Source organism: Citrobacter sp. Cpo032 (assembly GCF_030332975.1).
Classification (GTDB): domain Bacteria; phylum Pseudomonadota; class Gammaproteobacteria; order Enterobacterales; family Enterobacteriaceae; genus Citrobacter; species Citrobacter portucalensis.
In genome coordinates, this window is sequence record NZ_JAOWGU010000049.1 from 180,063 (window position 1) to 203,920 (window position 23,858).

The window sequence follows — 23,858 nt, forward strand, 5'->3', positions numbered from 1 at the left end:
GAGAGCAGTGTGGGCCCAGTAATGTTGGATGTCGAAGGGTATGAGCTGGACGCTGAAGAGCGTGAGATTCTGGCACATCCGCTGGTAGGTGGGTTGATCCTCTTTACCCGAAATTATCATGACCCGGAACAGCTGCGTGAATTAGTGCGTCAGATCCGGGCTGCGTCACGTAACCATCTGGTGGTGGCGGTAGATCAGGAAGGCGGACGCGTACAGCGTTTTCGTGAGGGCTTTACCCGCCTGCCTGCAGCTCAATCCTTTGCTGCGTTGCACGGTCTGGAAGAAGGCGGCAAACTGGCTCAGGACGCAGGGTGGTTGATGGCCAGCGAAATGATCGCGATGGACATTGATATCAGCTTTGCACCCGTGCTGGATGTGGGCCATATCAGCGCGGCAATCGGCGAGCGTTCTTACCATGCCGATCCGCTAAAAGCGCTGGCGATGGCGACCCGCTTCATTGACGGGATGCATGCTGCTGGCATGAAAACGACCGGTAAACATTTCCCAGGACATGGGGCGGTGACGGCGGATTCACACAAAGAAACCCCAACCGATCCACGCCCAGAAGCCGAGATTCGTGCGAAAGATATGTCCGTGTTCCGGACGTTGATTACGGAAAACAAACTGGATGCCATTATGCCTGCGCATGTCATCTACAGTGATGTCGATCCGCGTCCGGCGAGTGGCTCACCTCACTGGTTGAAAACGGTGCTACGCCAGGAGCTTGGCTTCGATGGTGTCATTTTCTCCGACGATTTGTCGATGGAAGGGGCGGCGATTATGGGAAGCTATGCGGAGCGTGGACAGGCGTCGCTGGATGCAGGTTGCGATATGATCCTGGTCTGCAATAATCGTAAGGGAGCGGTCAGTGTGTTAGATAATCTGTCGCCGATCAATGCAGAACGTGTTACACGTTTGTATCATAAAGGTTCATTTTCACGTCAGGAACTGATGGACTCGGCACGCTGGAAGACGGTAAGCGCTCAGCTTAACCAACTTCATGAGCGCTGGCAGGAAGAGAAAGCAGGTCATTAACGCAAGTTTGGCGAGGATGCGATGATTATCTATTTACACGGTTTTGACTCTAACAGCCCGGGCAACCATGAGAAGGTGTTGCAGCTGCAATTCATCGACCCGGATGTCAGGCTGATTAGCTACAGTACGCGGCATCCTAAACATGATATGCAGCATCTGCTGAAAGAAGTGGACAAAATGCTGCAGCTGAATGTGGATGACCGTCCGCTGATTTGTGGTGTGGGGCTCGGGGGATATTGGGCTGAACGGATTGGTTTCCTGTGTGATATTCGTCAGGTAGTGTTTAATCCCAACCTGTTCCCGTATGAGAACATGGAAGGCAAAATCGACAGACCTGAGGAGTATGCAGACATCGCAACAAAATGCGTGACCAATTTCCGTGAGAAGAATCGCGATCGCTGCCTGGTGATCCTGTCACGTCATGATGAGGCGCTTAACAGTCAGCGTTCGTCGGAAGAGCTGCATCATTTTTACGAGATAGTCTGGGACGAAGAGCAGACGCATAAGTTTAAGAATATCTCTCCGCATTTGCAGCGCATCAAAGCGTTCAAGACGTTAGGTTAATTCTTATTGAGTGTGTAAAAAACCAGTCATCGGGCTAATGCTCGTCAGTTACGAACGTATGGTGAACATGTGATTCCGGCTCAGGGTTCCGTTCACCTCAGTGGTGTCATTTCTCTGAAGCGCAGATACCTGTGAACGTGCAAGGGAGGCTCACCGCCGCCTCCCTTGCAACCCAGGCTCCCGGCGGGAAAATCGTCGCTACGCGAGTTATTCGTCTTATGCCGTCTGCCTGTCGGGTCGGGGTCGAGCCTGCGTCCGTGCAGGCCGTCCCCTCTGCCCGCATCCCTGCGGGCAGACCCGGTCAGTCGTCAACGCCTCATCGATTTTCAGCCGGACCGGGGTCATCGCTTCAACGCACTGACTTCCAGTTAAATCTTTTTTGCTGTTTAAACAAAAAAACGCAGATGGTCAGGTGTGGGCTGGTCCGGCTGAAAATTGCCGACGTGATTCCGTAAGGCCGGGAGAGCCAGCATGGATGCTGGCTCAGGGCGCGCTTTGCATGGATGCTACCTCGCGCCCGGCCCGGTAGCCTGGAGGAATAAGCGGAGGGTATTGCGCAGCAACAATTTTCCCGCCGGGAGCCGGGATTGTAAAGGGCGTGGCGGAGAACGCCCTTTACACGTTCACAGGAATCGGTGCTTAAGAGAAATGATGAGCATGAGGTGAACGGAACTCTTTCTCCGAGATAGCATGTTCTTTACCTCGGGCAGCACAGGTTGAAGCTTTCTGAAACTGAGGCGCTAACTGACTGGCATTACAGCCGCCGGGCTGGTTTTTTTGTTCTTAAAGTTCCGGTTGTCTATCTTTTCAGCATCAAAACTTGATACACATCAATTTTGGTATGACCAATGCACCGTTCGTGTTATTCTCACTCTCGAAGAACATTTTCATTGCCGTAACTTGTTGTTAATTAAAGGCTATGTTCATAACTTTTAATTAACAATTGGTTAATAAATTTGAGGGGGTCACGTTGACTACACCATTGAAAAGGATCGTGATTGTCGGCGGCGGTGCTGGCGGACTGGAAATGGCGACGCAGCTGGGTAAAAAACTCGGGCGTAAGAAAAAGGCCAAAATCACACTGGTAGACAGAAACCACAGTCACTTGTGGAAACCGTTACTGCATGAAGTGGCGACGGGTTCACTGGACGAAGGTGTGGATGCGCTGAGTTATTTGGCTCATGCCCGTAACCATGGCTTCCAGTTCCAGTTAGGCTCGGTGGTGGATATCGATCGTGAAGCGAAGACCATTACTCTCGCTGAGCTGCGCGATGAGAAGGGTGAGCTACTGGTTCCTGAGCGTAAAGTGCCGTATGACACGCTGGTGATGGCGTTGGGCAGTACGTCCAACGATTTCAACACCCCTGGCGTGAAAGAAAACTGCATTTTCCTCGATAACCCGCATCAGGCGCGTCGTTTCCACCAGGAGATGCTGAATCTGTTTCTGAAGTATTCCGCGAATCTGGGCGCTAACGGAAAAGTGAATATCGCCATTGTGGGCGGCGGTGCGACGGGTGTTGAACTCTCCGCTGAGCTGCACAATGCGGTAAAACAACTGCACAGCTATGGTTACAAAGGGCTGACCAATGACGCGCTGAACGTTACGCTGGTCGAAGCCGGTGAGCGTATTCTGCCTGCGTTGCCGCCGCGTATTTCCGGTGCTGCGCATAATGAGTTAACCAAACTGGGCGTACGCGTACTGACCCAGACGATGGTAACCAGCGCTGACGAAGGGGGACTGCACACCAAAGATGGCGAATACATTAAAGCCGATCTGATGGTGTGGGCGGCGGGTATCAAAGCGCCAGACTTTATGAAAGACATTGGCGGCCTGGAAACGAACCGTATTAACCAACTGGTGGTTGAGCCAACTCTGCAGAGCACGCGCGATCCTGACGTGTACGCGATTGGCGACTGCGCTTCCTGCGCTCGCCCGGAAGGCGGTTTTGTGCCTCCGCGCGCTCAGGCAGCACACCAGATGGCGACCTGTGCGATGAACAATATTCTGGCACAGATGAACGGCAAGCCGCTGAAAGCGTATCAGTACAAAGATCACGGCTCTCTGGTCTCGCTCTCTAACTTCTCTACCGTGGGTAGCCTGATGGGCAACCTGACCCGTGGTTCGATGATGGTGGAAGGACGTATTGCGCGCTTTGTGTATATCTCGCTGTACCGCATGCACCAGATTGCGCTGCACGGTTACTTCAAAACCGGCCTGATGATGCTGGTCGGCAGTATCAACCGGGTGATTCGCCCGCGTCTGAAACTGCATTAATATCGACTTGTGGTGCCGGATGATTTTACGCATCCGGCGCCTTCCTTCAGAGTTGTCTGAATCATTCCGCTTTCGCTCCACCTCCCGCTATTTTCATCCGTAATCTGATTGGCATTCCTTACCTTCTGTTGCAAAGTTGTTGCTAATAGCAAAAAAGGAGGAAGTCCCGTGAATAAATCAATGTTGGCGGGTATAGGGATTGGCGTAGCTGCTGCGCTGGGTGTTGCAGCGGTGGCCAGTCTGAACGTTTTCGAGCGTGGCCCACAGTATGCGCAAGTTGTCTCTGCAACACCGATTAAAGAGTCGGTAAAAACACCGCGTCAGGAGTGCCGGAACGTAACGGTCACCCACCGCAAGCCGGTACAAGATGAAAACCGTATCGCGGGTTCCGTACTGGGCGCGGTTGCGGGTGGTGTTATTGGGCATCAGTTTGGCGGTGGACGTGGTAAAGATATTGCCACCGTGGCCGGTGCTTTAGGCGGCGGCTATGCAGGTAACCAGATTCAGGGTTCGATGCAGGAAAACGATACTTACACCACCACGCAGCAGCGTTGTAAAACGGTGTATGACAAATCTGAAAAGATGCTGGGCTACGACGTGACGTACAAAATTGGCGATCAGCAGGGGAAAATCCGTATGGATAAGGATCCCGGCGCGCAAATTCCGTTGGATAACAACGGACAGTTGGTACTGAATAACAAAGCGTAAAATAGCATTATCCTGAACATTAGCCCCCCATTCGCTCAGGCTGGGGGGCTTTTTTTATCAGAAGGTTAAGGCGTAGTTCAGACCAAATGTACGACCCCGGCCCTTGTATTCATACAGTGACGGGCTGCCGTAGGTTGGGCTGTACAGCAGTGGCGCACGTTGTCCCCACAGTGTGGTGTACTCTTCATTCAGCAGGTTTTCCACGCTGAAGGTCAGCTTACCCAACGGGAGCTGATAGCTGCCGATAAAGTCCATCGTGTTATAGCCATCCAGCTTGTTACCGCTGGCGTCGGTCAGATCAAATGTTTGCTGGCTCTGTACGCGCAAGGTCCACGGTTCTGGTGCCCAGCCGACCCACGCGGTTGCTTTGGACGGTGAGGCCAGCGTGACATCCCATTTTTGCCATTTACCGTTCTGTTTCACTTCCGATTTAATGACGTTGAAGTTGCCACCCAGGCTCCAGTCCGTGTCCGCAATGAAATAATCCACCGCACCTTCAAGGCCATAAATGCGGCGATCGTCGGGCTGAACGTTAATAGTCATATCGCTGCGGTTGATAACGATCGATTTATCTGAAGTCGAGTAGTAAGCGGCCAGTTGCGTGCGCAGACTATCGCCGGTATAGCGCCACCCCAGTTCGTACGAGTTAACTTTAATCCCTTCCAGACGTGAATCCGCCACGTTGACGCTGCGCTGGAGCTGGTAATGATCGCCAACCAGCGAATAGGTACCGTTACCGTAATATTTCCCTGGGTCCGGAAGCTCCACGCCCTGAGAAAAGTTAAACCACGTTTGCTGACGGTCGGTCAGGTGGGCAAGGATACCGGCGTTGAACAGGAAATTATCGTAATCGGTTTTGCCGCCTGGAATGGTATCGGCAGAGTTCGCAAGCCCGGTCGCGATTCCCTGCTGTTGAGCATAGCCAACGAAATCATCAACCCTGTTTTCGGTCCACTGATAGCGCACGCCGGCGCTGAGGGTAAAGATATCGTTAATGTCATAGCTGTTTTGCAGGAAAGGCGCGAAGTTGGTGATGCTGTAACCGGGGTAACGTCCGGTGGTATAAGCGGTACGGTTATCCATACCGCCGGAGGGCAGGGACCAGGCCAGATCGAAGAATTTCTGATTGGAGTCGAAGGTTTCGTGATCGGCATCGACACCCCACGTCAGCTCCCAGTTATCCATCAACTGGCTGTTGAGGGTAATTTTGGCACCAAACTGGTCGGTGTCCTGCTGTGATGCGGAGAAACTGGTGACTTTGCCTTTGCTGAGCGTAGGGAAGGGGTAGAATTTCAGCGATTCGTCACGGTAATAGATTTGGCTGACCAGGTTCTGGCCAAAAAAATCTGCATCTGAATATTGCAGACTAATAAGATGACGTTCGGTGCCGGGAATACGATCGGAATTCAGTCCGCTGCTGGTATATGCTTTGCCGTTTCCGGTCACGGCGGACATGTTCTCGCCGAGATCCAGCCCGTAATCGTCATCCCCCTGACTTTTATAGTACTGCGTAACCAGTTGCAACTGACGGTTGTCGTCAAGTTCAATCGTCCCTGTGCCCATGACGTCCAGACGATCGGAGTGCTGTAACCCGGTTTGGGTGTTATCGAGCAGCAGGGCATCGTGATTACCGTCATACCAGCCGCCAAATCGTTGATACGCGACGGACATACGCCCGGAAGCGCGATCGGTTCCGCCACTCACCGCCGCGGCAACGCGTTCATCATGATCGTTGCTATTGTTGAAGCCGCTTTTGCTCCCCAGTTCGAGTTCTACTTCACGCTCCGGCTGGCCTTTTTTGGTGACAATGTTGATTAATCCGCCGGTACTGCCACCGCCATAAAGTGAGGTTGCGCCTGAAATGACTTCAATGTGCGCAATGTTAAATGGGTCAATGGAGTCAAGCTGACGGCTGTCGGTTCGCGAGGAATTCAGACGGACGCCGTCAATTAGCACGACAATGGCGCGACCGCGCATGTTCATGCCGTAGTTTGTGCGTCCCTGGCTACTAACATCGATTCCTGGGATTAGCTGAGCAAGAACATCCTTGAACTCTTTTCCTCCCTGAACCTGTTGTTCAATCTCGCTTCCTTCAATAACCCAGGTCGTTTGCGCCATTTCTGCCACTGTGCGCTGGCTACGGTTGGCGCTGACGATGAGGTTCTCTTCCTCAGCCGCAACGGCGGGTAGAGTTAAAGATAACAGAAGAGGATTGAGCACCCAGAGACGCTTATGCATTTGTATTCCTTTTAAAAAAGTCGGTCTGTTTTTGTTATAGCGGTAGAGAAACCGATGGTTACATTGTGAAACAGGCATTAAAACAAATGCGAATATTGCTGATAATAATTGTCGTTATCAATACTTTTTACAAAAAATGATCGGGTAACACGATGAAAACAATGAGAAATGTAGGGTCAATAGAACGGGAATCTAACCGGGGGCTTTATCAGCTCCCGGTGGTGTGAGTACAGCGGGGGAATTGTGGGAAAGGGTTAAGCTTTGACGAGTTCGGGCCACAGTCGCAGGGTTGTGTGTGCGATCTGCATCAGTTTTTCAAACGTTGCGCCTTCACGGGCGCTGATCGACATACCTTGTAAAATACAGTTCAGGTATTCGGCCAGTTTTTGCACGTCGCAATGGGCCGGAATTTCGCCTCGTTGCTGGCGCTGGTGAAGGAACTGGGTAAGCGTCTGTTCCTGCATTGCATGGCGGGATTTCACCGTGTGTGCAATATCGCGGGAAGAGGCTGCCAGCGTCGCAGAAGTATTAATCATGAAACATCCCGCCGGGGTGTCCTTGCTGGTAAAGCAGGTCGCTATAGCAGTGAAATAGTCTTCCAGTGCGGACTCAAGGCTTTTTTCTTCACAAAACAGCTGGGCTTCGTGTTTCGCCGCAAAGCGGGTGATGTAGCGGTCCAGTACGGCACGGAACAACCCTTCTTTATTGGTGAACTCCGCATACAGCGTAGGCGCTTTTGCGCCGGTGGCTTCCACGAGATCGGCGAGTGAGGTCGCTTCATATCCGTGCTGCCAGAAGAGTGTCATGGCCTTATCAAGCGCGGCTTCCCTGTCGAACACTTTTGGTCGGCCACGGCTTTTTTTTGCACAACCTGTCGTTTCAGTTGTCATGGCGCCGATGTACCTTTGTTGGGTTTATTGAATAACCATTATAAAAATATTCGACTGCACACTCCAGCGGATTCACGATAAAAATAATTTATAGCTATTAGTATGAAAAATAAGACCTTTATATTTTATATAACGATCATTATAAAAAAATGTTGACGTGTGACCTGGATCACATCTATGATTTACCTATCGATCGTTAAGTTAATCTTTTCGACACCCATTCATCTGCTAAAGGTCACTATTATGAAAAACGTAAAAACACTGTTTGTTGCTGCTGTTCTTAGCTCACTGTCATTTGCAAGCTTTGCCGCTGTTGAAGTTCAATCCACTCCTGCGGGCCAAGAGAAAGTCGGTACTATTTCTGCGAATGCGGGGACTAACTTAGGTTCTTTGGAAGATCAACTGGCGCAGAAAGCCGATGAGATGGGTGCGAAGTCTTTCCGTATTACTTCCGTTACCGGTCCTAACACTCTTCACGGAACTGCTGTTATCTACAAATAAGATTTAACCCATCGCAATGCCACTGCGAGTGCGAGTTAAATAAAAAACCCCCGCGGAATAAAATCCAGCGGGGTTTTTTTTATACACTACGTTTACAGCGGTTGTTGAGCAACGTCATGATGACGGGTCACATCGACCGGCATGCCTGAGCGAATCTCCATCGCATGATCCATGACGGCGGTATCTGTTTGCGCCGCATTTTTAAATGTCTGCATGGACGCGTTCAGCGCGATCGGCAGCAGTTGCGGGTCGTCATTGATTTTTTCGGACAGCGGTTGGTGTACTTCCACCAGGCGCACGCCGTTAGGCTCAACGGATGCTTTGATCGGCGTATTGATAATATTGACCTTAGTTCCGGGCGTTACCTGACGGAACAGGGTTTCTATATCACCGTCGCGCAGACGAATACAGCCGGAGCTGACGCGCATTCCGATGCCAAAATCAGCATTTGTACCGTGCAACAGGTACACGCCGCCGTATGCCGCTAAGCGAATCGCATGATGGCCCATCGGGTTATCCGGACCGGCAGGCACAACGGCAGGCAGGTCAATCCCGTTTGCTTTGTATCGCGCGCGGATATTTGCCGTCGGCGTCCAGGTGGGGTTGGCGCGTTTATCAGAGATGGTGGTTACCATCGTAGGCGTCAGCGTGTCACCACCTAACTGGCCAATACCAATAGGATACACGGTCACCGAATTGGTCCCCGGCTGGTAATAATAAAGACGCAGTTCGGCGAGGTTGATAACAATACCTTCGCGCGGGGCATCAGGTAGCAGAGTTTGTAACGGGATCGTCAAAACGCTGCCCGGACGTGGTACGTAAGGGTCAACGCCAGGGTTGGCCTGCAGCAGCGCGAGAAAGCCGACATTGTACTTTTTCGCAATCGCTTCCAGAGAACCGCCATTGTCTTCAACAACGTGAACGGCATTCTGACCCACCAGACGGCTTCCCGGTGGCGGCAGCGGCCAGGTGTTTGCCTGAGCCGGAAGTGCTAACGCGAATGTCGCTGCAAGCGTAAAAAACGCGAGCCAGCGAGAGAGTCGTTTATTGTTTAACATCACCATAAATCCATTGTTTTTACGTGGTTTTTATTATGTAAAAGTAAACGAGAATTATGGCTGTTTGCTGTGTCGGGAAGTGCAGGGAAGTGCAAAGAGTTTGTAAATTCATCAGGCCGGGTGAGTGGTGTGCTCACCCGGCCTGTTCACTATGCTTATGCTACGGCGTTTTCTTCAAGCTGACGCATAAACTGGCGGACCCAGTCGATCCGCGTTTTACGCTCGCTCAACTCCTGCATAAATTTCAGCCGGGTTGGACCGTCCAGACGGAAGTGCTGCGGCTGCTTTTGCAGTAAACCAATCAGCCAGACCGGGTTGACGTGGTTTTTCTCGGCAAATTCAATGGTACCGCCTTTTTCATTGCCTTCGAGCTTTCTGATCCCCAGTTTCTGCGCCTGCTGGCGTAAACGGGCGATATCCAGCAGCGTACGAGCCGGGTCGGGCAGCAAGCCAAAACGGTCTATCAGCTCGACCTTAATTTCTTCCAGTTCGTTTTCGCCTTTCGCACTGGCAATGCGCTTGTAGAACGACAGTCGGGTGTTTACATCCGGGATATAGTCATCCGGCAGCAGAGACGGCATGCGCAGTTCAACTTCGGTTTGCTGGCTGGTGAGATCTTCCAGTGACGGTTCACGCCCTTCTTTGAGCGCATCGACCGCGTTTTCCAGCAGTTCCATATACAGCGAGAAGCCGATGCTTTCCATGGAACCACTCTGATCTTCACCCAGTAATTCCCCGGCGCCGCGAATTTCGAGGTCGTGGGTCGCCAGCGCAAAACCTGCACCCAAATCTTCCAGCGAGGCGATGGCTTCCAGACGTTTTTGCGCGTCGGTGGTCATCGCTTTCGGATGCGGCGTCAGCAGCCAGGCGTAAGCCTGGTGGTGAGAACGTCCCACACGACCGCGCAACTGGTGTAATTGCGCTAAACCGAAGTGATCCGCTCGTTCGATGATGATGGTGTTAGCGGTGGGGATGTCGATCCCGGTTTCGATAATGGTGGTACACACCAGCACGTTAAAACGCTGATGGTGGAAATCGTTCATCACGCGTTCCAGTTCGCGCTCGCGCATTTGTCCGTGACCGATACCAATACGCGCTTCCGGCACCAGTTCTGCTAATCTGTCAGCGGTTTTCTGAATGTTTTCGACGTCGTTAAACAGATAATAAACTTGTCCCCCGCGCAGAACTTCACGCAGGATCGCCTCGCGTACCACCAGGTTGTCGTATTCGCGCACGAAGGTTTTGACCGCCAGACGACGAGCGGGCGGCGTGGCGATAATCGACAGATCGCGCATGCCGCTCATTGCCATATTGAGCGTACGTGGAATAGGCGTTGCTGTCAGGGTCAGAATATCGACATCTGCGCGCATCGCCTTGATGCGTTCTTTGTGGCGAACGCCGAAACGGTGCTCTTCATCGACAATCAGCAGACCCAGATCTTTTAACTTCACATCCGCTTGCAGCAGTTTGTGCGTGCCGATGAGAATATCAATTTTTCCCTCGGCAACCTGCTCCAGAATCTGCGCTTGCTCTTTGGCGCTACGGAAACGGGACAACATCTCAATGCGTACCGGCCAGTTGGCAAAGCGGTCGCGGAAGTTGTCGAAGTGCTGCTGTGCGAGCAGGGTGGTCGGCACCAGCACGGCAACCTGCTTGTGGTTCTCTACGGCGAGAAAGGCCGCGCGCATCGCGACTTCGGTTTTACCAAAGCCGACGTCGCCGCACACCAGGCGGTCCATGGCCAGCGGTTGACACATATCGCTGAGTACCGCGTTAATCGCCTGCGCCTGGTCAGGCGTGGTTTCAAACGGGAAACTGTCGCAAAACAGCTGGTACTGTTCACGGTCATGCTTAAAGGCAAAGCCTTCTTTCGCTGCGCGCTGGGCATAAATATCCAGCAGCTCTGCCGCAACATCGCGCACCTTCTCAGCGGCTTTCTGTCGGGCACGTGACCAGGCATCGCCACCAAGTTTATGCAGCGGCGCATTCTCTTCCGCGCCGCCGGCATAGCGGCTGATCAGATGCAGTGACGACACCGGCACGTACAGTTTGGCGTCGTTGGCATAGGTGAGCATCAGATATTCACCGGTGATGCCGCCCGCTTCCAGCGTGGTCATACCGGCATAACGACCCACGCCATGCTCCAGATGCACCACCGGCTGACCGGGGTGAAGCTCTGCGAGGTTACGAATTAACGTATCCGGGTTGATGGTGCGACGAGAATCCTGGCGGCGGCGCGCCACGCGTTCCCCAAGCAGATCGCTTTCACAAATCAGCGCCAGATTGCGTTTGCTATCGATGAAGCCGTGCTCAGCTGCGCCAATCATCAGATAACGACCGTTATCTACGGCTTCATCGAGTCGCAATATCCGCTTCGGCGCCACTTTGATACGGGCGAGCAGTTCGCCAAGTGCTTCACGGCGGCCTTCACTTTCCACCGAGAAAATCACCGGACCGGCGAAGCCTTCAAGGAATTTACGTAACGCATCTAACGGCGCTTTTTGCTGTGCCTGAACGGCGATATCCGGCAGCTTCTGGAACCCGAGGTTAGTATTCGCTGCTTTGTTCGCCAGACTCTCGGTTTTCAGTTGAACGCGCGGCCAGCGTTTAAGTTCAGAAAACAGCTCATCAACCCGCAGCCACAGCGATTCCGGCGGCAGAAGCGGGCGCATCGGATCAACACCGCGATTCTCAAAGCGTGACAGGGTATCGGCCTGGAAGCGTTCTGCGCTGGTCTCGATATCACCGGTATTCACCAATAACGTATTGGCGGGGAAGTAGCTGAACAGCGGCGGCAGCGGCTCGCTGAAAAACAGCGGTTGCCAGTATTCAATACCCGCAGGTAACGTGCCTTTGCTGACCTGCTGGTAAATATGTTCGGCGTCGCGTTTCACCTCAAAGGTATCTCGCCACTGGCTACGGAACAGCTCAATGGCCGTTTTGTCAGTCGGGAATTCGTGTGCGGGTAGCAAATTAATGGCATCGACTTCTTCCAGCGTGCGCTGGGTGTCGGTATCAAACAGACGCAGACTGTCGATTTCGTCATCAAAGAAATCCAGGCGATAAGGCAACTCGCTACCCATCGGGAACAGATCCAGCAGTGCGCCGCGGGTGGCGTATTCGCCGTGTTCCATGACCTGATCAACATGGCGATAGCCAGCGCTGTCCAGCTGTTCACGCAAAGCGTCACGTGAAAGTCGCTGACCTTTTTTCATGACCAGCGCATGGCCGTGCAGATAGCTGTGCGGACAAACGCGCTGCATCAGGGTATTTACCGGAACGATCAGCACGCCGCGCTGCATGGCAGGCAGCTGATACAGCGTGGAGAGACGCGAGGAGATAATCTCCTGATGAGGAGAAAAGCTGTCGTAGGGAAGCGTTTCCCAGTCGGCCAGGTTCATTACCATCTGGTCGGTAAACTGACGAATTTCATCATGCAAACGCAGCGCATTTTGCATGTCCGGCGCGATCAGGACCACTGGACCAGCATGATGTTCGGCGATTTCGGCAACCAGCGTTGCGCAGGCCGCGCCGGTAAGCTCACCCAACTGGCGCTGATCGCCTGCTTTCGCTGGGAGCGTGTAACGATGTTGTTCAGGCATTCGGTTGTCAGGATCTCGTTTAGATATACATCTGATAAGCAATGTTCTTTATTATCCGTGATCGTTTCTCATAAGCAAATTGATTCGCCCCCTGATGGGGGCAAAAAGCGCGTAGGGGTTAGCGCGAGACAGCCGATAAAGAAGGCGGGGAAAAGAGCAGGTCGGCCACTGTTTTTTGTGAAATTTTACGTACCAACAGGCCAAACAAGGTGCACAGTAGCAGGCAGGCGAACGGATACACCAGCAGCAGGGCCAGCTCCGCATATGCAGGCCAGGCGGTATGATTGATTTTAGGGATTAGCGTTAAGCTGAACAGCTCAACCAGAATACGGTGGGTGGTGTAGATGGCGATGGTATTGGCACCAATCACGCTTAACGGGCCGGACTCACGCATACCAAAGCGCAACTCAAATTGATAAAACAGCTTCATGATCAGCACAATGGAAAGCAGAGAAAGTAATAGTGAGACATTTGCCAACCACGCGACGACGGCGGCGATTGCGCTAACCAGAACAATGACCGCATGGCGGCGCAGGGGCACCTCCTTGATCCATACCATTAGCGTTGCGCCAAACCATGCACCGAGGCTGTACCAGGGCAGATTGCGAATCACGCTGTTCATTCCCCACCACGGCGTCGGGACAAAATTGATCGCCACGCTTAGCACCACAAATAACGCCAACAGTGGCACCGCCCAGCGGCTGAAAATCTTACACAGAACAAAATAGACAATCAGCGCGTACAGATACCACAAGCTGGTGCTGGCGGTCAGCATTCCGTGGGTAAAACCTGTGATCGAATCGGCATAAGCGGCGTTGGCAGCATGGCTCAGATCGCGCTGTGGGGCCAGCCAGTTATTGAGCGCGACTAACGCCAGCCATTGCACCACTCCCCAAAGCACCAGCACCCAGGCAATGCTCCAGATCCGCTTATCCACGCAGGTTGTCCACGGGACGCTATCAATGTAGCGACGGATCAGATACCCCGAAATAAAGAAAAAGACCGGCATGCGAAACGGCGCCAGGTACAAATTTAGGTAAATCCAGCATTTGCTCAGCAGCTCTGAAAGCGGATGCTGAAAAGTAGTGAGGTGCGGGTAAAACGTGATTACCGAGTGGTAAATTACCACCAGACAAATACATAACCCTTTGATTTGATTAATCCATAGTTCTTTTTTCTTCATCGAGACGGCGTATCCATATTGTTGGCTATAGCCTGCCATCCTGCGCAACCCGCTGTGCGCTGTAATGCGTAACTGTCTGCATTTTGTTTTTTTAAGATAAAGATCAGGGGCCCGGGCTGAAGGGAAGAGGGACAACTTTAGCGAATTGATTTATTTATACTTTTAGGAATAGTGCTGACGAACACTTACGGTTCAGTCATTTACCCATTCCGCTTTCGCTTATATACTCGTGACTTTGCTAACAGCAACCAGACGGATTTCATGTACCAACCTGTCGCTCTATTCATCGGCCTGCGTTATATGCGTGGGCGTGCAGCAGATCGCTTCGGTCGCTTCGTTTCCTGGCTCTCCACCATAGGCATTACTCTCGGGGTAATGGCGCTGGTCACGGTGTTGTCGGTGATGAACGGTTTCGAGCGCGAGCTGCAAAACAATATTCTTGGCCTGATGCCTCAGGCCGTACTCTCGTCTGAACAGGGTTCCCTCAACCCGCAACAACTGCCGGAAAAAGCGGTGGTGTTGAACGGCGTCAACCGCGTTGCACCTATAACTACGGGAGATGTGGTGCTGCAAAGTGCGCGTAGCGTGGCGGTCGGCGTGATGCTCGGTATCGATCCGGCGCAAAAAGATCCGTTAACGCCGTATCTGGTCAATGTGAAGCAAACAGATCTGCAACCGGGTAAGTATAATGTCATCCTCGGCGAGCAGCTTGCCGGGCAGTTGGGCGTGAACCCTGGCGATCAAATCCGTGTGATGGTGCCCTCGGCCAGCCAGTTTACGCCGATGGGGCGTTTGCCGAGCCAGCGTTTGTTTACAGTGATTGGCACTTTCGCCGCCAACAGCGAAGTCGATGGCTACCAGATGCTGACCAACATTCAGGATGCCTCGCGTCTGATGCGCTATCCGGTGGGTAATATCACTGGCTGGCGTCTGTGGCTGAACGAACCGTTAAAAGTTGACACGCTGAGCCAGCAAACGTTGCCGCAAGGCACCAAATGGCAGGACTGGCGCGAGCGCAAAGGGGAACTGTTCCAGGCCGTGCGCATGGAAAAGAACATGATGGGGCTGCTGCTTAGCCTGATCGTGGCGGTGGCGGCTTTTAATATTATTACCTCGCTGGGTCTGATGGTAATGGAGAAGCAAGGGGAAGTGGCGATTTTACAAACGCAGGGGCTAACGCCGCGGCAGATAATGATGGTGTTTATGGTTCAGGGGGCCAGTGCCGGGGTGATTGGCGCGCTGCTGGGCGCTGTGCTGGGGGCATTGCTCGCCAGCCAACTGAACAATCTGATGCCAATTATTGGTGTGCTGCTGGATGGCGCTGCGCTGCCGGTCGCCATTGAGCCGCTGCAGGTTATCGTCATTGCGCTGGTGGCGATGGCCATCGCGCTGCTGTCTACGCTTTATCCTTCCTGGCGCGCTGCCGCCACTCAACCCGCTGAGGCTTTACGTTATGAATAAGATCCTGTTGCAATGCGACAACCTGTGCAAACGCTATCAGGAAGGCACTGTGCAGACCGATGTACTGCACGATGTCAGTTTTTGCGTCGGCGAAGGTGAGATGATGGCGATTGTCGGCAGCTCCGGCTCCGGCAAGAGTACGCTGCTGCATCTGTTAGGCGGGCTGGATACCCCGACTTCCGGCGACGTTATTTTTAGCGGTCAGCCAATGAGCAAGCTCTCGTCGGCGGCGAAAGCGGAACTGCGTAATCAGAAGCTGGGCTTTATTTACCAGTTCCACCATTTGCTGCCGGATTTTACCGCACTGGAAAACGTAGCGATGCCGCTGCTGATCGGCAAGAAAAAACCGGCTGAAATCACCGAGCGCGCACGGGATATGCTGAAAGCGGTAGGGCTGGATCATCGTGCCAGTCATCGCCCGTCTGAACTGTCTGGCGGCGAACGTCAGCGTGTGGCCATCGCGCGTGCGCTGGTGAATAACCCGCGCCTGGTCCTGGCAGATGAGCCAACGGGTAACCTGGATGCGCGTAACGCGGACAGCATTTTCGAGCTTCTGGGCGAGCTGAACCGCTCTCAGGGCACGGCATTTCTGGTGGTGACGCACGATCTGCAACTGGCGAAGCGGATGAGTCGCCAGCTTGAAATGCGCGATGGTCGCCTGACGGCTGAACTGAGCCTGATGGGAGCTGAGTAATGGCTTCGCCTTTATCGTTATTGATTGGTCTGCGCTTTAGCCGTGGTCGGCGGCGCGGCGGTATGGTTTCGTTGATTTCGGTGATATCTACCGTTGGCATCGCGTTGGGTGTGGCGGTGTTGATCGTCGGTTTAAGTGCCATGAACGGATTTGAGCGTGAGCTGAACAACCGTATTCTGGCCGTAGTCCCACACGGAGAGATTGAAGCCGTAAATCAGCCGTGGAATAACTGGCAGGAAGCGCTCGACAAGGTACAAAAAGTGCCGGGTATTGTCGCCGCGGCGCCTTATATCAACTTTACCGGACTGGTGGAGAGCGGGGCGAACTTACGCGCGGTGCAGGTGAAGGGCGTTGACCCGAAACAGGAACAGCGTTTAAGCGCGCTGCCATCCTTCGTGCAAAACCACGCCTGGGATAATTTTAAAGCCGGTGAACAACAAATCATCATTGGTAAGGGTATTGCCGATGCGCTGAAGGTGAAGCAGGGCGACTGGGTGTCGATTATGATCCCTAACGCCAGCGCGGATCATAAGCTACAGCAGCCTAAACGCGTGCGTTTGCACGTGACGGGAATCCTGCAACTGAGCGGTCAGCTCGATCACAGCTTTGCCATGATCCCAATGGAAGATGCCCAGCAATATCTGGATATGGGAACCAGCGTTTCCGGGATCGCGCTGAAGGTTAACGACGTGTTTAACGCCAATAAGCTGGTGCGAGACGCGGGTGAAGTCACCAATAACTATGTTTACATAAAGAGCTGGATTGGCACCTACGGCTATATGTACCGCGATATTCAGATGATCCGCGCCATTATGTATCTGGCTATGGTGCTGGTGATTGGCGTGGCCTGTTTTAATATCGTTTCCACGTTAGTGATGGCGGTAAAAGACAAAAGCGGCGATATTGCGGTATTAAGAACACTCGGGGCGAAAGATGGGTTGATCCGTGCCATTTTTGTCTGGTACGGCCTGCTGGCGGGTCTGTTCGGTAGCCTGATAGGCGTCGTCATCGGGGTGGTTGTGTCGTTGCAACTGACGCCGATCATAAACGGGATTGAGGCGCTTATCGGCCATCAGTTCCTGTCCGGCGATATCTATTTCATTGACTTCCTGCCATCGGAATTACACTGGCTGGATGTGATTTACGTGCTGGTGACAGCACTCGTGCTGAGTCTTTTGGCAAGTTGGTATCCGGCGCGTCGCGCCAGCAATATTGATCCTGCGAGAGTACTTAGCGGCCAATAACAACAATAATACACGACAGCATTCATGCTGCATCAAGGCGTAGCCAACGCAGAGGCATCTTGAAGGATGACGTGTATCAAGGAGCGGTGATGTATTACGGATTTGACATCGGCGGGACCAAAATTGCGCTGGGCGTGTTTGATAAGCAACGTCGTCTGCAATGGGAAACTCGCGTTCCTACGCCTCGCGACAGCTACGACGCTTTCCTTGATGCGGTCTGCAATCTGGTGACGGAAGCGGATCAGCGGTTCGGCATCAAAGGTTCGGTAGGCATCGGCATTCCGGGCATGCCGGAAACCGAAGACGGCACGCTGTACGCGGCCAACGTTCCTGCCGCCAGTGGCAAACCGCTCCGCGCCGATCTCAGCGCTCGTCTTGACCGCGATGTGCGTCTGGATAACGATGCGAACTGTTTTGCTCTCTCCGAAGCCTGGGATGACGAGTTCACCCAATATCCGCTGGTAATGGGGTTGATCCTCGGTACGGGCGTCGGCGGCGGCCTGGTGCTTAACGGGAAATCCATCACCGGACGCAGCTATATCACCGGTGAGTTTGGTCATATTCGTTTGCCGGTCGATGCGCTGACGCTGATGGGCTTTGATTTCCCGCTGCGCCGCTGCGGATGCGGTCAACTGGGATGCATCGAAAGCTATCTTTCCGGCGGTGGATTTGCGTGGTTGTATCAGCATTACTACCATCAACCGCTGGATGCCCGCGAAATTATTGCGCTGTGGGAGCAGGGTGATGAACACGCGCGTGCCCACGTTGAACGCTATCTGGATTTGCTGGCGGTGTGTCTTGGGAATATCCTGACTATCGTCGATCCTGATTTGGTAGTGATTGGCGGAGGCTTGTCGAATTTTACCGCTATTACGACGCAACTGGCGGATCGACTGCCACGTCATCTGCTGCCGGTTGCTCGGGTGCCGCGTATTGAGCAGGCACGGCACGGTGATGCCGGCGGGATGCGCGGGGCCGCTTTCCTACATCTTACCGATTAATACAAAGAGGTTGTTATGCTGTCGCGTCGGGGTCATCGGTTAAGCCGCTTTCGTAAAAATAAACGCCATTTGCGCGATCGCCTGCGTCAACGAATCTTTTTCAGAGACAGAGTGGTGCCTGAATTGATGGAAAAACCAAGAGTGCTGGTACTGACTGGAGCGGGAATCTCCGCTGAGTCAGGAATTCGAACATTCCGCGCGGCGGATGGTCTCTGGGAAGAACATCGGGTAGAGGACGTTGCGACTCCGGAAGGATTTAGTCGAAACCCGGAACTGGTTCAGTCGTTTTATAACGCCCGTCGCCATCAGTTGCAGCAGCCTGAAATCCAACCCAACGCGGCGCATATCGCACTGGCAAAACTCGAAGCCGAGCTGGGCGATCGTTTTTTACTGGTGACGCAGAACATTGATAATCTGCATGAGCGTGCGGGCAGCCAGAACGTTATCCATATGCACGGCGAGTTGCTCAAAGTTCGCTGTTCGCAAAGCGGGCAGATTCTGGAGTGGACGGGCGATGTGACCCCGGAAGATAAATGTCATTGCTGCCAGTTTCCGGCACCGCTGCGACCACACGTAGTGTGGTTTGGTGAAATGCCGCTGGGTATGGATGAAATTTATATGGCGCTGGCAATGGCAGATGTGTTCATTGCGATTGGCACATCGGGACATGTTTATCCGGCAGCGGGTTTTGTGCATGAGGCGCGGCTGCATGGGGCACATACGGTAGAACTCAATCTCGAACCGAGCCAGGTAGGCAGCGAGTTTGAAGAGAAGTATTACGGTCCGGCAAGCCAGGTAGTGCCTGAGTTCGTTGAGAAGTTATTGAAAGGGCTGTAACGGCTATCCGGATAATACTGTTTAAGCCTGTACAAGCTGGCGGTCCTCACGCAGGGCCGCCACAATCAAAAACCCTACGATGTAAAAACAACAGATCAGACCCAGTGCGCTTAGCCATATGGGTAGTCGGGTAATGTAAACCAGGCTGCACGAGATAATCACCAGAATAATTCCGGTATACATGGGGTGCGCAATCCAGGCAAAAATGCCACGCGTAACCTTTTTTGCGCGGGGTAAATAGTAGCCTGTCCACGTGTGGCTCTCCCCCAAATCCCATTTTCCTTTGATGACCAGCGCGTTACCGACGATCGCCAAAATCAGACATCCCCACTCCACCGGGCCAATCTGATGACTGAAAAACAGGCTATAACCAAAAACCAGGATCGGTATTAAAAAGGTGAGCCGTAGCAGGTGGGTTGCGATGACAGGTAGCAAAGGACGAGCGTTTACCGGCTGCTTACGCGGGAGAATCACCAGCGTAAATACGATCAGATTAGCCAACTCAAGTAGCAGCCAGAGCGTTGTCATTGGAAGCCTCAGAAGCCGGCCTGGAATACTGTAAGCATAGCCAGAAACTGGGGAGCGGGAATCAGTCGAAAGACGTAAAAAGTAGGGATTGGCAGGTAGCAACCCGGCGCAGCGACGCCTGCCGGGTTGCACGAGTATTAGCGTCCTGCTTTTAGCTTCTGATAATACTCTTCATAGATAGCGCTGGCGGAACCGACATCGTTCTGCCATTCCCCTTTGTTGATGGTTTCCGCGTCAGGGTAGAGCGTTTTGTCGTTCGCGACCTCAGGACTTAACAGCTTGCGTGCTGCCAGGTTTGGCGTCGGGTAACCGATAGTTTCTGCGACTTCTTTCGCGACGTCCGGGCGCAGCAGGAAGTTAATCAGCTTCAGCGCACCTTCTTTGTTTTTCGCGTTAGCCGGAATAGACAGGCTGTCCATCCAGAAAATGCCACCTTCTTTCGGCCATACCACTTCCAACGGTGTGCCCGCCTGACGCGCAACATACGCGGAGCCGTTCCACACCATTCCCAGATTGACTTCGCCTTCCATATACGGATTGGCCGGGTTGTCAGAGTTAAATGCCGCAACGTTAGGCATCAGCTTCTTCAACTCGTTATAGGCGGCTTCAATCTCTTTAGGATCGGTGGTATTGCCGGAATATCCCAGCTTGCGCAGCGCCATCTGGAACACTTCTCGCGCATCATCCGTTAGCAGCAGACTGCCTTTGTACTCCGGCTTCCACAGATCGGCCCAACTGGTGACGGTTTTCGGATCGATAGCATCGCTGTTGACGCCAATGGCCGTTGCACCCCAGATATACGGGATGGAGTAGTCATTGTTTGGGTCAAACGGCTTGTTGAGCATTTCCGGATCGAGGTTGTGGAAGTTGGTCAACGTCGACTTGTCGATCTTCTGGATCATGCCTTCTTTACGCATTTTATCGACGTAATAGGTGGACGGAACCACCAAATCGTATGCGCCGTCTTTATAGGTTTTGAGCTTGGCGTACATGGTTTCATTCGACTCGTAGGTCGAATAGATAACCTTAATGCCGGTTTCTTTGGTGAACTGTTCCAGCAGACCCGGCGGGACGTATTCAGTCCAGTTATAGAAATAGAGCGTGTTGTTGTCATTCGCGTGAGCGGCGCTCATGCCCAGTACCAGAGCACCCGCCGCGAGCAGGTGGCGTGACCATTTTTTCATCATTTAACGTCCCCTGAATTAAGGGCCTTAGCGGCCCTTGGTTTTATCACGTGCAATAAGCTGGCTGGCAATCACCATAACCAGCGACAGAACCAACAAAATGGTCGCCAGCGCGTTCACCTCTGGTGATACGCCGACTTTAACCATTGAGTAGATTTTTAATGGCAAAATTTCATAACCCGGTCCGGTGACGAAAGATGAAACAACAACATCATCCATCGACAGCGTAAAGCTCAGCAACCAACCCGCAGCCACCGCAGGCATAGCCAGTGGCAGTATTATCTTGCGCAGAATAGTTACTTCGCTGGCACCCAAATCTTTAGCCGCCTCAAGCATGCGGACATCAAAACCTTTCAGGCGAGAATAAACCGTCACCACCACAAAAGGCAGACAAAAAGTGATATGCGAGAACAGCAGCGACCAGAAGCCCAGTTGAATGCCGATCAGCATAAACAGCACCAGCAGAGATATTGCCATCACAATATCCGGCGACATCATCACCACGAACAGCATGCCACTGACGAACGGTTTACCGCGAAAACGGTAGCGGTATAGCGCAACCGCAGTGAGTGAGCCGATCAAGGTGGCAAACGTGGCGGATAGCACCGCCATGGTCAGCGAGTGCTGCGCCGCTTGCAGCAGGCTGTCGTTGTTCACCAGCAGACCGTACCACTTGGTCGTAAAACCTTGCCAGTTGATGCCAAAGCGCGAGCTGTTAAAGGAGTTCACAATCAAAATAATGATTGGAATGTACAGATACGCGTAGATAGCGGTCATAAAACCGCCGCGAAGCAGTCGACCGATCATTCGAGTTCTACCCTCTTATTCAGTAAGCGGGAGGCGCGCCAGTAGATCAGCAGCATCAGACCCATCACGATGGTCAGTGTAATGCTGGTGGCTGCACCAAACGGCCAGTCGCGGATGTTCAGGAACTGAACTTTAATTACGTTACCAATCAGCAGGTTTTTCGCGCCGCCCATTAAGTCGGAAACGTAAAACAGCCCCATTGCGGGCAGCATGACCAGCAGGCATCCGGCGATAATCCCCGGCATCGTCAACGGAATAATGATGCGGGTGAAAGTCTGAAGCTTACTGGCGCCTAAATCGCGTGCGGCTTCCAGTAGCGGTTTATCGAGCTTTTCAATGCTGGAATAGAGCGGCATCACCATAAACGGCAGCAGGATGTATACAAGCCCGATAATCACCGCGCTGGGGGTAAACATAATGCGAATGGGTGTATCGATAACGCCGAGCCATAACAGAAACTCGTTGAGATAGCCTTTGGTACTGAGGAAAATTTTGAGTCCGTAGATGCGAATCAGAGAATTGGTCCAGAACGGAACAATCAGCAGGAACAGCAGCAGCGGGCGTACTTTTTCCGGCAGTTTCACCAAAAACCAGGCAAACGGGTAGCCGAGTACCAGACAGGCGAGCGTGGCAATCAGCGCCATATTGAGGGAGTGAACCAGCACCTCAAAATAGAGCGGATCGAGCAGACGCGTATAGTTCTCCAGCGTAAAGACCATTTTGACGAAATTGGCGTCGTCACGGGTCAAAAAGCTGGTGCCGATGATCATCAGGTTGGGCAGAAAGACAAATAACACAAGCCAACCGACAATGGTGAAGATCACCACACTCTGGAATTTACTTGTGCTCTTCATCAGCCAGTACGACCTCCCAGCTTTCTACCCAGTTAATTGCCATTTTCTGGTCGAGCGAGTGGTCAAAGTCAGGATCGTCTTCGTTGAAGAATTCACTGACCATCACCATCTTGCCATTTTCCAGTTCCACAACCGACTCCAGCGTCATGCCTTTGTAGTTGCGTTCACGCACGTAGCCGATAAGACCTTCAATATGATTATCATCATTGATTTCATCAACGCGCAAATCTTCAGGGCGTAACAGGACGTGCAGCTTTTGTCCGGGAACTACCGCGAAGTTGACATAAATATTGCACTCGCGGCCTTCAACGTTAGCACGAACACGCTGTTCATCCAGACGTTCAATCACCGTGGCGTTAAACATATTGATCTCGCCGATAAACCCGGCGACAAACAGATTCTTTGGCTCTTCGTAGATTTCGCGCGGCGTACCGTCCTGCTCAATCTTACCATCGCGCATCACCACGATGCGGTCGGACATGGTTAGCGCTTCTTCCTGATCGTGTGTGACAAAGACAAAAGTGATACCAAGCTTACGCTGCAGTGCTTTCAGTTCATTCTGCATCTGCTTACGCAGTTTGTAGTCCAGCGCAGAGAGGGATTCATCTAACAAGAGTAAGCGGGGTTTGTTGACCACTGCTCGGGCAATCGCTACGCGCTGCTGCTGTCCGCCGGAAAGTTGATGCGGTTTTCTCTGGGCGAACTCTTCCAGTTGCACCATGCGCAGGGCTTCGGTAACGCGGGGAGAAATGTCGGCTGCGGGCGTTTTTTGCATGCGCAAACCAAAGGCCACATTTTCAAACACAGTCATGTGGGGGAATAGCGCATAGCTTTGGAAGACGGTATTCACGTAGCGATTTTCCGCTGGAACGTGAGTGATGTCCTCGTTGTCCAACAAAATATGACCGGAATCAACCGTTTCCAGACCGGCAATCAGGCGAAGAACGGTTGTTTTACCGCAGCCAGAGGGGCCAAGCAGCGTAAGAAACTCGCCATTATTGATGGTCAAATCCAGGCTGGAAATCACCTCTTTGCCATCGAAACTTTTGCGAATTCCCGCTAATTGCACCAGTGGAGAAAGCGAACGCGGTTGTTTATTCAATTTTTTACTCTGTCCCATGTAAACGCAACGGATGGCTGACCGATGCGGGGTTTGTGGTTAACCACCTTGATGACTCTTAATGAGGGCCGTTA

The 23,858-nt window shown here is 52.7% G+C and carries 20 protein-coding genes; 10 read left to right on the forward strand and 10 right to left on the reverse strand.

What is annotated here, in order from left to right:
* The first annotated feature begins 9 nt into the window (after positions 1-9).
* The 4 genes from nagZ to OGY33_RS19340 all read left to right on the forward strand — a co-directional run bounded on the left by nagZ (position 10) and on the right by OGY33_RS19340 (position 4,582).
* Complete coding sequence (nagZ, locus tag OGY33_RS19325) at positions 10-1,035, forward strand: beta-N-acetylhexosaminidase (RefSeq protein ID WP_191238616.1); 1,026 nt, start codon at positions 10-12, stop codon at positions 1,033-1,035.
* A 21-nt stretch (positions 1,036-1,056) separates the two neighbouring features.
* Complete coding sequence (gene ycfP, locus OGY33_RS19330; RefSeq protein WP_003030817.1) at positions 1,057-1,599, forward strand: alpha/beta hydrolase YcfP; 543 nt, start codon at positions 1,057-1,059, stop codon at positions 1,597-1,599.
* A gap of 970 nt (positions 1,600-2,569) precedes the next feature.
* Positions 2,570-3,874, forward strand: a complete 1,305-nt coding sequence (gene ndh / locus OGY33_RS19335; RefSeq protein ID WP_003832263.1) for an NADH-quinone dehydrogenase — start codon at positions 2,570-2,572, stop codon at positions 3,872-3,874.
* A gap of 168 nt (positions 3,875-4,042) precedes the next feature.
* Positions 4,043-4,582: a glycine zipper 2TM domain-containing protein gene (locus OGY33_RS19340; RefSeq protein WP_003030814.1), complete on the forward strand. Its 540-nt coding sequence runs from the start codon at positions 4,043-4,045 to the stop codon at positions 4,580-4,582.
* A gap of 57 nt (positions 4,583-4,639) precedes the next feature.
* Here OGY33_RS19340 and OGY33_RS19345 read toward each other — a convergent pair whose 3' ends face one another.
* The gene (locus tag OGY33_RS19345; protein WP_103014556.1) at positions 4,640-6,820 is read right to left on the reverse strand and encodes a TonB-dependent siderophore receptor; all 2,181 of its coding nucleotides are present in this window, start codon (positions 6,818-6,820) and stop codon (positions 4,640-4,642) included.
* Positions 6,821-7,074: 254 nt separating this feature from the next.
* Positions 7,075-7,710, reverse strand: coding sequence for a TetR family copper-responsive transcriptional repressor ComR (comR, locus tag OGY33_RS19350; RefSeq protein WP_008784432.1), 636 nt, complete (start codon positions 7,708-7,710; stop codon positions 7,075-7,077).
* A 243-nt stretch (positions 7,711-7,953) separates the two neighbouring features.
* Here comR and bhsA point away from each other — a divergent pair, with 243 nt between their 5' ends.
* Positions 7,954-8,211, forward strand: coding sequence for a multiple stress resistance protein BhsA (bhsA, locus tag OGY33_RS19355; protein WP_003030810.1), 258 nt, complete (start codon positions 7,954-7,956; stop codon positions 8,209-8,211).
* A 92-nt stretch (positions 8,212-8,303) separates the two neighbouring features.
* Here the strand turns inward: bhsA and ldtC are convergent, their stop codons facing one another.
* The 3 genes from ldtC to OGY33_RS19370 all read right to left on the reverse strand — a co-directional run bounded on the left by ldtC (position 8,304) and on the right by OGY33_RS19370 (position 14,054).
* Entirely contained in the window at positions 8,304-9,269 is a 966-nt protein-coding gene (gene ldtC, locus OGY33_RS19360; RefSeq protein ID WP_191238615.1) for a L,D-transpeptidase LdtC, read from the reverse strand.
* A 155-nt stretch (positions 9,270-9,424) separates the two neighbouring features.
* Positions 9,425-12,871, reverse strand: a complete 3,447-nt coding sequence (gene mfd / locus OGY33_RS19365; RefSeq protein WP_103014559.1) for a transcription-repair coupling factor — start codon at positions 12,869-12,871, stop codon at positions 9,425-9,427.
* Positions 12,872-12,989: 118 nt separating this feature from the next.
* Positions 12,990-14,054, reverse strand: a complete 1,065-nt coding sequence (locus OGY33_RS19370) for an acyltransferase family protein (RefSeq protein WP_048214420.1) — start codon at positions 14,052-14,054, stop codon at positions 12,990-12,992.
* A gap of 261 nt (positions 14,055-14,315) precedes the next feature.
* On the opposite strand from OGY33_RS19370, the gene lolC reads away from it, so the two are divergent.
* The 5 genes from lolC to cobB all read left to right on the forward strand — a co-directional run bounded on the left by lolC (position 14,316) and on the right by cobB (position 19,291).
* Entirely contained in the window at positions 14,316-15,515 is a 1,200-nt protein-coding gene (lolC, locus tag OGY33_RS19375) for a lipoprotein-releasing ABC transporter permease subunit LolC (RefSeq protein ID WP_191238614.1), read from the forward strand.
* Positions 15,508-16,209 carry a lipoprotein-releasing ABC transporter ATP-binding protein LolD gene (gene lolD / locus OGY33_RS19380; RefSeq protein WP_003832278.1) on the forward strand — a complete coding sequence of 234 codons (702 nt, stop codon included), beginning with the start codon at positions 15,508-15,510 and terminating at the stop codon, positions 16,207-16,209. The genes lolC and lolD overlap by 8 nt, the downstream gene beginning before the upstream one ends.
* Complete coding sequence (lolE, locus tag OGY33_RS19385; RefSeq protein WP_003030804.1) at positions 16,209-17,453, forward strand: lipoprotein-releasing ABC transporter permease subunit LolE; 1,245 nt, start codon at positions 16,209-16,211, stop codon at positions 17,451-17,453. Before lolD ends, lolE begins: the two co-directional genes overlap by 1 nt.
* Positions 17,454-17,542: 89 nt before the next feature.
* The gene (gene nagK / locus OGY33_RS19390) at positions 17,543-18,454 is read left to right on the forward strand and encodes an N-acetylglucosamine kinase (protein ID WP_020996481.1); all 912 of its coding nucleotides are present in this window, start codon (positions 17,543-17,545) and stop codon (positions 18,452-18,454) included.
* A 15-nt stretch (positions 18,455-18,469) separates the two neighbouring features.
* The gene (gene cobB, locus OGY33_RS19395) at positions 18,470-19,291 is read left to right on the forward strand and encodes a Sir2 family NAD+-dependent deacetylase (RefSeq protein WP_003832281.1); all 822 of its coding nucleotides are present in this window, start codon (positions 18,470-18,472) and stop codon (positions 19,289-19,291) included.
* Positions 19,292-19,312: 21 nt separating this feature from the next.
* On the opposite strand, the gene OGY33_RS19400 is transcribed toward cobB, so the two are convergent.
* The 5 genes from OGY33_RS19400 to potA form a co-directional block, all read right to left on the reverse strand.
* Complete coding sequence (locus OGY33_RS19400) at positions 19,313-19,819, reverse strand: methyltransferase family protein (protein WP_191238612.1); 507 nt, start codon at positions 19,817-19,819, stop codon at positions 19,313-19,315.
* Between the two features lie 137 nt (positions 19,820-19,956).
* Positions 19,957-21,003 carry a spermidine/putrescine ABC transporter substrate-binding protein PotD gene (potD, locus tag OGY33_RS19405; protein WP_191239025.1) on the reverse strand — a complete coding sequence of 349 codons (1,047 nt, stop codon included), beginning with the start codon at positions 21,001-21,003 and terminating at the stop codon, positions 19,957-19,959.
* Positions 21,004-21,030: 27 nt separating this feature from the next.
* On the reverse strand, positions 21,031-21,810 hold the full coding sequence (potC, locus tag OGY33_RS19410; protein WP_006684943.1) for a spermidine/putrescine ABC transporter permease PotC: 780 nt from the start codon (positions 21,808-21,810) through the stop codon (positions 21,031-21,033).
* A complete protein-coding gene (gene potB / locus OGY33_RS19415) occupies positions 21,807-22,664 on the reverse strand; it encodes a spermidine/putrescine ABC transporter permease PotB (RefSeq protein WP_191238611.1) in 858 nt (285 codons plus the stop codon). The genes potC and potB overlap by 4 nt, the downstream gene beginning before the upstream one ends.
* Positions 22,648-23,784 (reverse strand): spermidine/putrescine ABC transporter ATP-binding protein PotA, encoded by a 1,137-nt coding sequence (potA, locus tag OGY33_RS19420; protein ID WP_003832287.1) that lies wholly within the window; start codon positions 23,782-23,784, stop codon positions 22,648-22,650. Before potA ends, potB begins: the two co-directional genes overlap by 17 nt.
* Between the last annotated feature and the right edge of the window lie 74 nt (positions 23,785-23,858).